The sequence below is a fragment of the Rhodopirellula sp. J20-39 genome, from assembly GCF_057365095.1.
On record NZ_CP195123.1, the window covers coordinates 2,831,573 to 2,844,855 of the forward strand.

General features: G+C 52.0%; 10 protein-coding genes. 6 read left to right on the top strand and 4 right to left on the bottom strand.

The genetic code is table 11. The annotated features are described in order from the left end of the window. Window positions 1–16: 16 nt before the first annotated feature. Genes ACR3ZL_RS10490 through ACR3ZL_RS10505 form a run of 4 tightly spaced genes read left to right on the top strand, consistent with a single transcriptional unit; the run spans window position 17 to window position 5,889 of the window. Window positions 17–1,093 carry an aldose epimerase family protein gene (locus ACR3ZL_RS10490; protein WP_486173578.1) on the top strand — a complete coding sequence of 359 codons (1,077 nt, stop codon included), beginning with the start codon at window positions 17–19 and terminating at the stop codon, window positions 1,091–1,093. Beyond that, window positions 1,090–2,601, top strand: coding sequence for a sulfatase (locus ACR3ZL_RS10495; protein WP_473653205.1), 1,512 nt, complete (start codon window positions 1,090–1,092; stop codon window positions 2,599–2,601). The genes ACR3ZL_RS10490 and ACR3ZL_RS10495 overlap by 4 nt, the downstream gene beginning before the upstream one ends. A 60-nt stretch (window positions 2,602–2,661) precedes the next feature. After that, on the top strand, window positions 2,662–4,059 hold the full coding sequence (locus ACR3ZL_RS10500; RefSeq protein ID WP_473653204.1) for a sulfatase: 1,398 nt from the start codon (window positions 2,662–2,664) through the stop codon (window positions 4,057–4,059). 42 nt (window positions 4,060–4,101) lie between these two features. Then, window positions 4,102–5,889 (top strand): family 43 glycosylhydrolase, encoded by a 1,788-nt coding sequence (locus ACR3ZL_RS10505; RefSeq protein ID WP_473653203.1) that lies wholly within the window; start codon window positions 4,102–4,104, stop codon window positions 5,887–5,889. Window positions 5,890–6,124: 235 nt separating this feature from the next. Here ACR3ZL_RS10505 and ACR3ZL_RS10510 read toward each other — a convergent pair whose 3' ends face one another. The 4 genes from ACR3ZL_RS10510 to ACR3ZL_RS10525 form a co-directional block, all read right to left on the bottom strand. After that, window positions 6,125–6,562 carry a hypothetical protein gene (locus ACR3ZL_RS10510; protein WP_473653202.1) on the bottom strand — a complete coding sequence of 146 codons (438 nt, stop codon included), beginning with the start codon at window positions 6,560–6,562 and terminating at the stop codon, window positions 6,125–6,127. A gap of 43 nt (window positions 6,563–6,605) precedes the next feature. After that, complete coding sequence (locus ACR3ZL_RS10515; protein ID WP_473653201.1) at window positions 6,606–7,727, bottom strand: hypothetical protein; 1,122 nt, start codon at window positions 7,725–7,727, stop codon at window positions 6,606–6,608. Window positions 7,728–7,790: 63 nt separating this feature from the next. Continuing rightward, window positions 7,791–8,153 (bottom strand): hypothetical protein, encoded by a 363-nt coding sequence (locus tag ACR3ZL_RS10520; RefSeq protein WP_473653200.1) that lies wholly within the window; start codon window positions 8,151–8,153, stop codon window positions 7,791–7,793. A gap of 82 nt (window positions 8,154–8,235) precedes the next feature. After that, complete coding sequence (locus ACR3ZL_RS10525) at window positions 8,236–9,381, bottom strand: family 43 glycosylhydrolase (RefSeq protein WP_473653199.1); 1,146 nt, start codon at window positions 9,379–9,381, stop codon at window positions 8,236–8,238. 268 nt (window positions 9,382–9,649) lie between these two features. Between ACR3ZL_RS10525 and ACR3ZL_RS10530 the strand changes: the two genes are divergently transcribed. After that, the gene (locus ACR3ZL_RS10530; RefSeq protein ID WP_473653198.1) at window positions 9,650–10,858 is read left to right on the top strand and encodes a DUF4861 family protein; all 1,209 of its coding nucleotides are present in this window, start codon (window positions 9,650–9,652) and stop codon (window positions 10,856–10,858) included. A gap of 132 nt (window positions 10,859–10,990) precedes the next feature. Next, window positions 10,991–13,195 (top strand): CehA/McbA family metallohydrolase domain-containing protein, encoded by a 2,205-nt coding sequence (locus ACR3ZL_RS10535; RefSeq protein WP_473653197.1) that lies wholly within the window; start codon window positions 10,991–10,993, stop codon window positions 13,193–13,195. Window positions 13,196–13,283: the final 88 nt, after the last annotated feature.

The window sequence follows — 13,283 nt, forward strand, 5'->3', positions numbered from 1 at the left end:
ATCGATCATTCTGGCGATGTTGCTAACGATCCCCTGCGTTGCCTTTGGGCAAGTCGAGGATTTTGACAGCATCAAGCAGTACACCCTGCAAAACGATTCTGGAATGACTGTGAAGGTCACCAATTTTGGGGCGATCATCACTTCGATCGTCGTGCCCGATCGCGACGGCAAGATGGCCGACGTCGTTCTCGGCTACAACCGTGTCGAAGATTACATCAACGCTGTCGACAAGCCGTATTTCGGCGCTGTGGTCGGTCGCTACGGCAACCGAATCGCGAATGGAGAATTTTCGCTCAACGGCGAAACCTATTCGTTGCTGAAGAATAATGGCGAGAACCATCTGCACGGGGGCGCTATCGGATTTGATAAAGTCGTTTGGGACGTCGACGACTACCAGGAAGGTAAATCACTCGTTCTCTCATATCTCGCCAAGGACAAGGAAGAAGGCTATCCGGGCAATCTGCAATTAGCGGTGACCTACAAATTATCCGACGATAACTCGCTGGTTGTCGAATACGACGCGACTACCGATAAAGCGACGCCAATCAACGTCACGCAGCACTCCTATTTCAACCTTAAGGGCGAAGGAGAAGGCACGATTTTGGATCATGAACTGATGCTCAACGCCAATAAGTTCACGCCCGTTGACGAAGGATTGATTCCAACCGGCGAAATGTCCAGCGTCACCGGAACTCCTTTCGATTTCACATCAGCAAAAGCGATAGGCCTTGACGTTGGTAAGAAAAACGAACAACTGCGATTTGGTCTTGGATACGATCACAACTGGGTGCTCAACCAGAGCGGGAATGACGACGAACTAACGCTCGCCGCACATGTTCACGAACCGACTTCAGGCCGCGTGATGGAAATCCACACGACTGAGCCGGGCATTCAGTTCTACTGCGGAAACTTCCTGGACGGTCGGCTGAAGGGCAAGTCCGGCAAGCCATACGTTCACCGTGGTGGTTTCTGCTTGGAGACTCAGCACTTTCCCGACAGTCCCAATCAGTCAACGTTTCCATCGACCATCCTGAAGCCAGGCGAGCGATTCCATTCAGAGACGATGTTCAGCTTTAGTACACGGGGTAAATGATGATTCGTCGATTTCTAGCACTGGGTTTGCTTTGCGTTGGAGTCGGTCAGGGAACTGCCCGAGCGGAAGCCCCCAACGTTTTGATGATATTGGTCGATGACCTGAAGCCAGCGATTGGTGCGTTCGGCGACCGGGTCGCACAGACACCGAACCTGGATGCATTGACGCGGCGCGGGATGCGTTTCGATGCCGCGTATTGCAATCAAGCAGTGTGTGCTCCGTCACGATTCACTTTGATGTTGGGTTCGCACTCCACCAGCTCGGGGCTGTATGGACTCGGAAGCAATCTACGCAAGACAATCCCCGATGCGGTGACGTTACCTCAGTATTTCGCGGCTCATGGCTATCGAACCGAATCGCTCGGCAAGGTCTTTCACATCGGTCACGGAAACTTAGGCGATCCGGAGTCATTTTCGGTTGCTCATTTCCACGAAAAAGTGATCGAGTACGTGGACCCGGCTAGCAAACCGGGCGGCAAGCTCACACGAGAGGAAGCGTACTTCACGAACCAACAACTCGGCAAAATAAAGTCGTTGCCGCGAGGTGCCGCTTATGAATCACCGGACGTGGAAGACGAAGCTTATGCTGACGGACGAGTCGCCGCCGAAACGGTGCGGCGAATCGGTGCGGCGAAGGTACGTCGAGAAAACGATTCGACGCCGTTCTTCATTGCAGTCGGTTTCGCCCGACCACATCTACCTTTCTCGGCACCGCGCCAGTACTGGGATCTCTATGATCCAAAAATGTTGCCGATGCCGGAACTGGAAACGCTTCCTGTTGATTCGCCCACAGTCGCTCACAAACATGGCGGTGAGATCACTAACTTCAGTCCCGTGCCGAAAGAACGCGAAGCGATTTTTTCGGATGAACTGAAACGAAAGTTGATTCACGGCTATTACGCCAGCGTCAGTTTCACCGACGCACAGATCGGAAAAGTGATTGACGCACTCGACGAATCCGGCATGGCCGACAACACGATTATCGTGCTGTGGGGCGACCACGGATTTCACCTTGGCGATTTGGGGATTTGGACCAAACATACCAACTACGAACAAGCCAATCGGATCCCGATGGTCATCGTAGCGCCAGGCGTAACCAAGCCTGCGCAGTCTACTGGCCAACTTGTTGAAAGCGTTGATCTGTATCCGACGCTTGCGGATCTGGCGGGTTTTCCTGAACCCACGGGGCCTCAATCCATGGACGGCGTTAGCTTGGTACCCGTCTTAAAATCTCCTGGCAAACGAGTGCGAGACCATGCGTACCACATCTTCCCCAAACGACTGATGGGACGGTCCGTTCGTACCGAGCGTTACCGAATGGTGGAATGGAAGAAGCCGGGCGCTGACTCGAAGACGGCGGACTATGAACTGTACGACTACGAAAACGACGCAGTCGAAAGTCGCAATATCGCCTCAGAAGAACCAGCGATCTTGCAACGCCATCAAGCCATCTTGGCGAGTTATCCCGAAGCAGTCCTTAGACAATCTCGGAAAAGTCGCAAGGACTAGGTTTCATCTATCCATATTGCGCGATGCTTTTGTCACACCAACACTTTCCATCTTTCGACCATGAATTCATTCCTTCGATTCCAATGCTCCATCACTGCCGCAGTTTTAGGCCTTCTGGTTTCGACGACCGCGTTTTCAAAAGCCCCCAATGTCGTTTTGATCTGTGTTGACGACATGAATGGATATGGGCTCTTGAAGGAATACGCGCCGCTGAAGATGCCCTTTTTGGACAAACTAAGCAAAGAGGCGGTTTCCTTTTCGAACTCGTACTGCAATGCGCCGGTGTGCATGCCATCGCGGGCGTCCTTCTTTAGTGGGAAGCACCCGCACAACACGGGCCTTTACGGAAACAACAAAGCCGCATGGGGCGCCTCAGAAGTGATCAAGCAGGTAGAGTTCATCCCTGAGTTCTTTAAACGCAATGGCTACGAAACCTGGGGACGAGGGAAGATCTTCCATGGCCCGATTCCCGAAGAAAGGGAGGAAGCCATGTTTGACAACCGTCCGATCTACAAGGGCGGATTTGGTCCAATGCCGAGGAAAGAGAATCAGATGGGGGCTCCCTTTTGGGGAGTGGATTCATTTCCCGATGAAGAATTTCCGGACGTCGTTAATGCGGACGCGGCGATTGAGTTTTTAAACGAACAACACGAGAAGCCGTTCTTCTTGTATTACGGACTATGGCGTCCCCATACGCCATTCACCGCGCCGCCGCGCTTTTTCGACATGTACGATATCGACGACATCACTCTGCCTGAAGGATATAACCCAACGGACCTGGATGATCTCTCGAAGAGCGGTAAGAAAATGGCGAAAAGCTCCCGATTCACAATCTCGGGTGCATCGACGCCGAACGAGTGGAAGAAGATGATTCGAGGCTACTGTGCCACCAATTCCTTCGCGGATTGGAATATGGGTCGAGTGATTGAGGCATTGGACCAAAGTGCTTCAGCGGAGAATACGATCGTCATTGTTTTTTCGGATAACGGCTATCACTGCGGCGAGAAAGACCACTGGGAAAAATCGACCCTGTGGCACATGGCCGACTACGTTCCCATGCTGATTCGAACGCCTAAGACAACCGGATCAGTTTGCTCCAACACGGTAAGCTTGGTCGATCTTTACCCAACGCTTGCGGACTATTGCCAATTAGGCAAGCCAAGAAGCGGGCTCGATGGCGTTAGCTTGGTCCCCTTCATCAAGAATCCCACCAAGAAAGTGGAGCGTGCCGTTCTAACCACCACTGGCGAACATTATTCGGGTGTGACCGATGGTCGGTATCGATACATTCAATATCGCGATGGCAGCGAGGAATTCTATGATCACCAAAGCGATCCGCACGAGTGGGACAACATCGTATCCAACCCTGAATTCCGTACAGTGATCGAGCGGCTGAAACGCGAGATTCCTACCAAATGGCACCCTACGGTCAGAACGAATAAGACAAAACAAGACTAGGCAAAACCTATGCAATCCAAGAGCAACCTGAAAGCAAACTCCATGAATATTAAGAACCGTGCCCTTGGCTTAGCAGGCCTGTTGCTTTTACTCGCAGTGCCGTTGTCTTCGCTTCATGCCGAAACGGACAAAACGACGGTCAACCCAGGTGGCAGCAAGACCTACCAAAACTCACTGGTTCCACGAATTGCTGACCCTTGGATTAGCAAAATGGGCGATTTCTATTATTTGACGGGGACAGCCTGTCCAGGTGACCAGAGTATTGACTGGACTCCCGTCTGGAAGTCACGTGACATGGTCAACTGGAGCGGTCCGTCTAAAGCGTATCGAGGTACCGAACCACATTACTGGGCAGCCGATGCCTACCACTATCGTAGCAAGTATTACCTTATCCTCACCTGTGGTAGCAGAAAGACAGAAGACCTTCACTACAAGTTGTTGCAGGCGCCTACACCGGAAGGCCCCTACGTCCTGTTCAAAAAGCTCACAGACTTTAAACGGCTCGACCCAGGCATTTTTGTGGACACCGATGGTCAGTCCTACTTAATGAGCGATCAATTCATCGCTCCGTTCTCGGACGATTGGAAGACTATCGGCGAATGGAAATACATTCCCTACGGGAAAGGCATCCGTGAAGGGCCTTTCATGATCAAACACAACAACCGGTATAACCTTTTCCGCGCCTGGAACAAGTCACCTAATGGCAAGAAGGGATATGAGATGATGATGGGTCATTCGGATTCCATCATGGGCACGTACAAACTGTTCCCCGGCATGATCTACGGAGGGCAGCACCGTCCCGGCCATGGTGGCTTTGCAACATCACCCGACGGGACACAAATGTGGCTTACCGGTCACTACTGGGACGCCGTCAATACGGCTTGGGCAGATCGATGGCTGATGACCGACTATTGGGGTGGTTTCAAGACAGATGGAGACCCACATACGATTGTTGAAACATTCACTGAAAACCCGGTGCCCAGCCGCACGGTCATCAATGGCAATATCGCTTTAGGGGGTAAGCCAGTCAACGCAAGCAACTTTGCTGAAACAAACACGCCCGCCAAAGCAGCAGACGGTGATGAAGAAACCATGTGGCTTGCCGATAGTAACGACGGCCCTCAATGGCTGGAAGTTGATCTGTCCGGCGAATTCAAGATCAAGGGCCTATCGACCACGTTCATGAGTGCAGGTGTTTATCAATACAAGGTGGAAGCTTCTTACGATCGTTTTGGTTGGACTTCGATTGTCGATCAATCCTCTAACAATAAGAGCAGCGAGACCTTCTTTGATGCTTCGAGCGACACGGATTCCTGGTACCGATACATCCGCATCACGACCAACTCAGCGTCCACGCAAGATAGCGTCGGAATCAAAGAGTTCAAAATCATCAACAACAACGATGATCAGTTCATCGGCTACGGCGATCCAGTTACGATTCAGGCAGAAGACCATAGCGGATCAAGCGACGGCCTCGCGAAGGAGCCCACCAAGGATGTTGGTGGCGGAACGAACATTTGCGATACCGACAAGGGCGAGTGGGCCGAATACAAGAGCGTTAACATTCCGGAGAGCGGCATCTATGACATTGAATTTAGAGTCGCCTCGGATGACCATGTCAACAACTGGAAACTCTATGATGGCTCGACCCTGATCGCTTCGGAGTCAGTCGGCAAGACAAACGGCAAGCAGTACTGGCAAAGCGTCATCGCATTCGATGTCTCGCTTTCGTCCGGACAGCACGACATCAAACTGCAATTTGAAGATGACGACTGCAACTTCAACTGGATTAAATTCTTTAAGGTAAATCGGGCCGGGCAAGATCGCTGAGGTGCGAGTCGCCCACGCGGTTTAACATTAGTAGTTCACCCTGCAATCAAAAATGGTTGAAGCGTTTGCACTGCGTCCCATCTTGATTTCTGGGTCGACGAATAAAGCGAATGCTCCACGATGAATGTCTTATGGAGCTTGGCGAAGCATCTTCGCGGGCTGTTCCATCGTCAGGTAAACAGGTCTATCGGTTCACCTTGAACAGCTTGGACCCCTAGGAGGGCAGGTCAAAGGTTCATTCACCGGAACCGGGCTTCACGGTTGTTTCCTTCGTCCACAGATCCACCAGCTTGAAATTGGACTCCGATTTGCTTGTGAGTCTCTCAATATCAAAAGCAACATTCGTGGGGTGCTCGCTGTGATTGAAGATCGCGAGGTAGATTGCATTCGTGTCGGGGGCATCGAGATGGAACACGTTGGGTGTCTGGTCTGAATGGATGTCGAGAGGACGGAAGCTGAGTCCCTTGTTCATTACCGCCAACGCCTCCTTATTGGTGAAGTACTTTCGGGCGATGCCCAACCGAAAGTCGTTGTTCCAATCATCGGAGCTTTGGCCAAACCCGGTGATCGCTGCGGCGTTCACCTGTGACATGGCTACTTCGGGCTCTTCCGTGTTGGGATTGAAGTCCACGTCGCCGGGGTCAAGGTTGTCGTAAAGGATGCCGTTGCCCATCCACCAGCCGCCGGCGAGCGCATTGAGTTCATACTCAATCGTGTTAAATGTGTACTTCGTGTCGCCGGAAATCCTCCTGGAGTGCGCGAATTGATGGGGGAAGTACGGGGGAGATCGCGAAGTTTACGTGCACCTTACCTTGAAGGATGTCATGCATGTGCCGCATCCCGAAATTGTATGCCTGCACGCCCGTGGTGATTTGCGGGTTGTGAAAATTCCCCTCCAGTGCACCAAAGCAAGTAAAGTCCATTCTCAAGTACTCGAATCCTGCGTCCACGTAGGATTGGAGTCGGTATTCCAGCATTTCCAGAGTCCCGGGATGGGTCGGATCCAGCCCCCGCTTTGATTGACCATTCACATTCCTCGTTCTCAACGGCTCTCCCTCGTGCTCTTTGAGTGTGATGTCTGCGAAGTTCCATTGGGATCCCGGAGCTACTTTCGTTCCATCCTTGGCCCAACCAGGGCGTAACCACGTGCTCGTATACCATCCTGGGATCTGACCGTTTGCCTTGACGTGCTCAGCAAATTCAAAATGCTCCTCATTGGTCCATTGAACCAGAAACAATCCCGCCAATTGAACCACGACCTTGCCCTGATCATTTTTAAACCCCTCGGGCTCCAGTGTTTCCTTGATTCGATCGCTGACCCTCAACAGTTTCTCGAAACGCAATTTGTCCTTCGCTGAACCATTGCCCCAGGTCTTCCAGCTCAGCACCGTGTTTCGATCATGGGTTAGGCTCGGCGAGCGATGGGCCTTCGGAGTCTTCGCTGCCATCGCTCTGCCAAATGCTTCCAGCCCATCCCGATAGTCTTGGAAGTAGCCGACCATAATTGTCGATGAATCAATTGTGGTCCCGGTCAACTCGCCGTGCTCCAGCAAGTCGCGTTCACTTTGAACGCCGCTGATGATCTGCAAGCTATGAAGACGGCCCTCGCTTCCTGAGAACCGAATTCCGGTTCGCCAATTTTCATGAGTCAAAGCGCCGATGACAAAGCCATGTCGCGTCACGCTATCGTAGAAAGTTGTTACCCCGTAACTGAGACCATCGTTATTGATGCTAGGGTATTCCCAACGTTTCCTGTTGGGCTGATACGACGGCATCAACATCGCTCGTGGATTGAATGCCGCAAAGCCCAGATCAAGCGCATTAGAATTCTTTGCCACCACAGGTGCGACGTAAATAGTCGTGATAGGCGTCTCTGATTCCAACCTGACAGTGACGTGCATCTAGTTGTCATTAGCCGCCGTGAAAATCTGATACATCGTTGGCAGATCAGGATGCAAGTTTTTGATCACGGTCGACCGCCCCTGAACCTTGCAGGTCCTGGACGAATACAGCTTGCTGGTAATCAAATCAGGGATCTTCGCCTCAGAATAGAAATCCCGAATACAGGCTTGACCATTGGTGTAGGTGGCCAAGCCTGTCGTGAGGTCGTAGACCAGTTGCTGATCTTCACCAAGGGGAATTGTCCGTTCATCCCCAGCAGATGCTACGGATAGCCAGGCTACGCCAAGAATGAGAGCCACGAACGCTAAGGAGTTTTCCATCATGTTGAAGAAAGCAATCGAGTGCATTTTAGCAATTGACATGGGACATCGTAGGCCAGGACCTGTCCTGCCACACGTGATCGCCTGGACGGGTCCTGCCTACGGCACTGACAAAACTGATCGATCAAAACTGCTGATTCTCGTCTGGGCCAGGTGTACCGTAGGCGGGGTCCTTGGCGCGGATATAGATTTCACCGTCAGGAAGGACTTTCACATCAAGCGGAACGATCGTGACGCCACGCTGATTAATCGTTTGCGCGTTTTCACTCAAATCGCGGCTTTCGATCCCATCACGGCTAAGCGGCGGCACGTTGCCGTTAAAGAAAGCAGTACACCACCACTTGCCGTCACGGTCTTGAAACGGTGTGCCATGACCTAAGAAGCGTCCAGCAAATTGGCGGGGGCCGTAAGGCCCGGTGATTTTGTCGGCAGTCGAGTAGTAAAGATTATAGGAACCTCTGCGTCCTCGGTCGGTAGACCATGCCGTGCCGAGGTGCACAAACTTATCACCAATTTTGCGCATGGTCGCGCCTTCGTGTCCGATGCGGTTGATCGTCTCATTTGGATTCGCGGGGTCTGGACGGGAACCGGACGGATCGATGCGAACAGATTTGGCAGTAACTTCGGAGAAGTCGGGCGTTAGTGGTTCGATTTCCGTGTTTGCAGAAAGAACCCACCATTTGTGTCCATCGTGAAATAGTGATGGATCGTGGCGTCCCTTGAACTTCCTGCCCATCGGATGGGTCCATGGGCGTTTCAACTCCGGCCCTTCGCTTAAGACCAAATCGGCCTTGGTTTTGGGGCAATGCACGAGGGCCCACTTGTTCATTTCAGGAATCCAATGGATCTCTGGAGCCCACAACACCTCACGTCCACCTTTGTGAATGTTGTCCTTCAACGTAAAAAGAGCCCCTAGGTATTCCCACTCGATCAGATCTTTGCTGCGCCAGACTCGAACCGTCTGTCCGACGGCGGAGGTGTCTTTGAGCCCGGTGTTGTAAGGATCCGTCTCTTCACGTGGATCGTCTTCATTCATCGTGGTCCCCGTCAGGTAATACAGATCATCGGGCCCGAGAATAATGTAGGGATCTCGAATCCATCCTTCCTTGATGTAGAGTGCTCGGTCATGAGATTCCAGACCCGCACGTATTTCCGAAGCCAGCATTGATGGTTTAACCGGTGCTACATCTTGTGCGCGAGTCGCTACGGAAAACAGCAACGACGAGATGACCAAGCAACTTCTGATTTGAGTGTTTTTGAATAGATTCATTGTCTCTGTTTCTAGATGTATAGAGCCACGGTGCATGCGTTCATTGGCCGCCATACGAATGGCTGCGAACCTGTAACGCCGTCATGTCAAAACCAATAGTTAAAAATCGAAATGCACTTTTATAGACGTACCAAATTACCACGAAAAAGCAGTTGCACAGCCCTGCGCATTTGCGCACGTAGGCAGGACGCATTGACTCAATAGAATGAGGAGTCATGTTTTGCGAAACCTAAGTTACTAGCGAAGAACGATTTGATTGGAGTTTGTGGTGAAAACTTGGTTTGCCTTTGTAATCTCTTGTTGGGTCACGTGCTGTTTTCTGTTCGCACCAGACAACACCGCGACGGCTCAGGATGCCGTGTCGCTTGAGGTCAGCAATCATCTCGACAGCCCTCGGGTCGGTGAGGTGGTTCAGATCCACTGGCAAAAGCTAGCTTCAGCTGGCTTGAAATCACAATCTATCCAAGTCGTCGATCAAAAAACGGGACAATCGATCTTTCATCAGGAGGTGGATGAGGATGGGGACGAACGCAGCGACTACGTCTTGTTTCAAGTCACGTTAGATGCTCTTGCAAGATGCGAGTTTCGCATCGAAGCCGCAGATGGCAGTCCTGCTCCGGCACCCAATGATCGTTCGTTTGCGCGATACGTTCCTGAGCGGGCCGATGACTTCGCCTGGGAGAATGACCTTGTTGCGTTTCGGATGTATGGTCCTGCGCTTCGCGAAGGCAAGGAAGGCAACGGAGTTGATTGCTGGACAAAGCGTGTCTCTGCTCCGATCGTGAACAAGTGGTATAAGGATGCGGAGAATGGAAAAGGCTACCACTCGGATCACGGCCAAGGAGCGGACTACTACAAGGTCGGTGACTCTCGCGGATGCGGTTCACTGGCAGCTTGGTTTGAAGGATCCATGCATGCACCGGACGTTTACGATTCCTGGAAGCTAATCACTGACGGCCCGATTCGTGCGGTGTTCGAATTGACCTATGACCAATCGTGGAAAGATGCGGGATACGACTTCATGGAAACGAAACGCATTACCATCGATCGGGGGCAGCAGCTATTTCGATTCGATTGCCGCTTCACGCAATCGCCTTCTAACGAGTTGGGGAATTTGCAGTCTCCGTTTCCACCAATGGCAATCGGATTGTTGGAGCACCACGCCAAACCTGGCGACCGCTGGAATACTGAACTTGGTTGGATGAGATACTGGGCACCCATCAAAAAGGGCGAGCTTGGCACTGCAGTGGTGATCGCACCGGAGTACACCGCTGAATTCCAACGCGTGGGCAGCAAGAAAAAATTCAGTCGACATGTCGTTCTTAGAACCGACCTCAATAAAGAAGCCTCACTCAGCTACTACGCCGGTTTTGCTTGGGATTTGGCAGGGAAGATCACGTCTGCAGAAGAGTGGGACGCCTACCTGGACAACTTCGCTGTTCGACTGCAGTCGCCGCTTGAAATAACGTTTCAATAGAGCTGGAAATGCATCTGGGATAGGCTTTCAGCCTGTCTTTCTAGCGATGGCGGACTGGAAACGAATCCCCAACAGCTTTCGGAACCGAAACACTCATATCCCAATTTGCACCTCAACTCAGAATTCGACGACATGAAACATTGGCATCGCTTCCCGCTGTTCATTTCCGTTTTCGCCACACTGGTGCTTGCACCGATCGTTGAATCCGCAGATCTTGATCTGTCAGGATACGATCAAGGCTGCGGCATTGCGGTCTCAGTGAACGATGAGCGTTTGCTCGTGCGCTGGCCCATGTCCGCTGTTCAGCAAGGCGAGTTTGCCTTCCGTTTAACCGGTGATGAGCCGCTAATCGAATCGATCAAGGTAAGCAAAGCGGGCGAGTCAGTGGAGGTGTTTTGCGACCTTCAACCTCAGACGTTGTTGACGGTCGGAAAACGGAATCTGAAAAAGCGGGACGGCGATATGATCTTTTTCGACAAAACGAATAAGAGGCCGAGCAAGACTTATCTCGTTGAACTGGATGTTAACAAGGTCGTTGTGCGAAGTGAAGGTAATCGTTGCCACGTCGAATTCCACGGCGTCAAGGCAGAGAGTTTCACTGGTTTTCAGTCTTTTTCGTTCTATAGGCAAAGCAAATTTGTTCATAGTGAATGCGTTTTATCGACTGAAGAAAACGCGAAGGCCATTCTGTATCACAGCGGTCTGAGTTGCGATCCATCGACGCTCGCTCATATGAGCTGGCTGGACTCCGAGGATCAATTCAAACGAATTGACTTGGCTGATGGAGTTGGAGCGAAGCGGACCTCTGAATCAGATTCTTCTGAATCACATGCTTCTGAACCAAATGCTTCGGGGGCACTACCCGCCCAGGCGTTGGCGACCCGACATCGGACCATCATGGCCGAATCGAATCAAGGAACCCTGGCCATTTTCCCACCTCCGCACCAGTACCTTTACCCGCTCGATGAAGTCGAGAACTTTGGGTTGAATTGGTATGGAAAGGGGTTCATGAATGCGGCGGATGAGTTTGGATTTGGCGTGCGTCATTCGCTTAACGGAGATGGACGGTGGGTGCCTTGGTTCAATTGCCCACCGGGCACACAGCAGCGTATGGGGATCTTCATGCTGGTTAGCGATCAGCCGGCAGAAGCCACGCTGGAGCATGTGAAAGCGCTGACTCACGGTGATCAGTTTGTCGCCCTGGCCGGATACAAAACCTTTGCCAGTCACTTTCATGTTGAGCACGTTCAGGACCTCACCAAGCGGCAAGAAGCAGAAGGCAGCGATGCTATCCCAGCGGAGCTCAATGACCCTGATTTCGTGCGAACGTTTAAACGATCCGGAATCAACATTGCCCATCTGGCTGAGTTCCATCTCGGCATCAACATGCGTGCGATGAAAGCAGAGGATCGCTTGCCTTTGATGGCGAGAATGTTCTCTGAATGTGATCGTCTGTCCAACGATGAGTTCCTGTTAATTCCTGGCGAGGAAGCCAATGTCCACCTCGGTGGTCATTGGATCAGTCTATTTCCCAAACCGGTCAACTGGGTGCTTAATCGATCCGAGGGCACCCCGTACCAACAGGACAGCGACTTCTTCGGTCCGGTTTACAGCGTTGGCTCCCGCGAAGACGTGCTGAAGCTAAAGCAAGAGATGAACGGTTTGATGTGGACCGCGCACCCGAGGATCAAAGGTTCGACAGGAATGCCCGATGCCCAGCGGGACACAGAATTCTATCAGTCGGATCAGTTTCTCGGCGCCGCGTGGAAGGCGATGCCCGCGGATCTATCTCGAGATCGCTTGGGCTGGCGAGTGCTGGACCTGATGGATGACATGGCAAATTGGGGACCAAAGAAATATGTGCTCGGTGAAATCGATGCGTTCAAGGTCAAGCCTAACTACGAATTCTATGGGCACGCCAACGTCAACTATCTGCAAATTGACGAAGTGCCAAATTTTCGCGACGGATGGCAGCCTGTCCTGACAGCACTCAAGGAGGGCCGCTTCTTTGTGACCACGGGAGAAGTTCTGATCCCGGAATTCAACGTCAGCGGTGCTGCTGCAGGGCAAGTGCTTTCGTTTGATCCCACAAGAAAAGCGGAAGTCAAAGTAAGTCTTCAATGGACGTTTCCGCTAAACTTCGTCGAAGTCATTAGTGGCGACGGCAAGGATGTTTTTCGCGATCGGTTTGGGCTGTCCGAAACCACTGAATTTGGCGAACAAGAATTCACATTTCCTGTCGACCTCACTGGAAAACGTTGGGTCAGGCTAGAAGCGTGGGACGTCGCAGCTAACGGTGCCTTTACCCAACCGGTGTGGATTGAGCCAACCAAGTAGCGTAGCGGGCTTCCACTGATTACTAAGTTGACAAGAACTTGCATGACAGACACATCCAATGCTCGTAGCGCCCATCTCAGAGAGACGC

What these genes read in the sequence shown, in the direction of transcription:
- ACR3ZL_RS10520 (WP_473653200.1), bottom strand. Translation starts at nt 8,153, where the DNA reads ATGTCAATTGCTAAAATGCACTCGATTGCTTTCTTCAACATGATGGAA.
- ACR3ZL_RS10535 (WP_473653197.1), top strand. Translation starts at nt 10,991, where the DNA reads ATGAAACATTGGCATCGCTTCCCGCTGTTCATTTCCGTTTTCGCCACA.
- ACR3ZL_RS10510 (WP_473653202.1), bottom strand. Translation starts at nt 6,562, where the DNA reads ATGGGCAACGGCATCCTTTACGACAACCTTGACCCCGGCGACGTGGAC.
- ACR3ZL_RS10505 (WP_473653203.1), top strand. Translation starts at nt 4,102, where the DNA reads ATGAATATTAAGAACCGTGCCCTTGGCTTAGCAGGCCTGTTGCTTTTA.
- ACR3ZL_RS10500 (WP_473653204.1), top strand. Translation starts at nt 2,662, where the DNA reads ATGAATTCATTCCTTCGATTCCAATGCTCCATCACTGCCGCAGTTTTA.
- ACR3ZL_RS10525 (WP_473653199.1), bottom strand. Translation starts at nt 9,381, where the DNA reads ATGAATCTATTCAAAAACACTCAAATCAGAAGTTGCTTGGTCATCTCG.
- ACR3ZL_RS10490 (WP_486173578.1), top strand. Translation starts at nt 17, where the DNA reads ATGTTGCTAACGATCCCCTGCGTTGCCTTTGGGCAAGTCGAGGATTTT.
- ACR3ZL_RS10495 (WP_473653205.1), top strand. Translation starts at nt 1,090, where the DNA reads ATGATGATTCGTCGATTTCTAGCACTGGGTTTGCTTTGCGTTGGAGTC.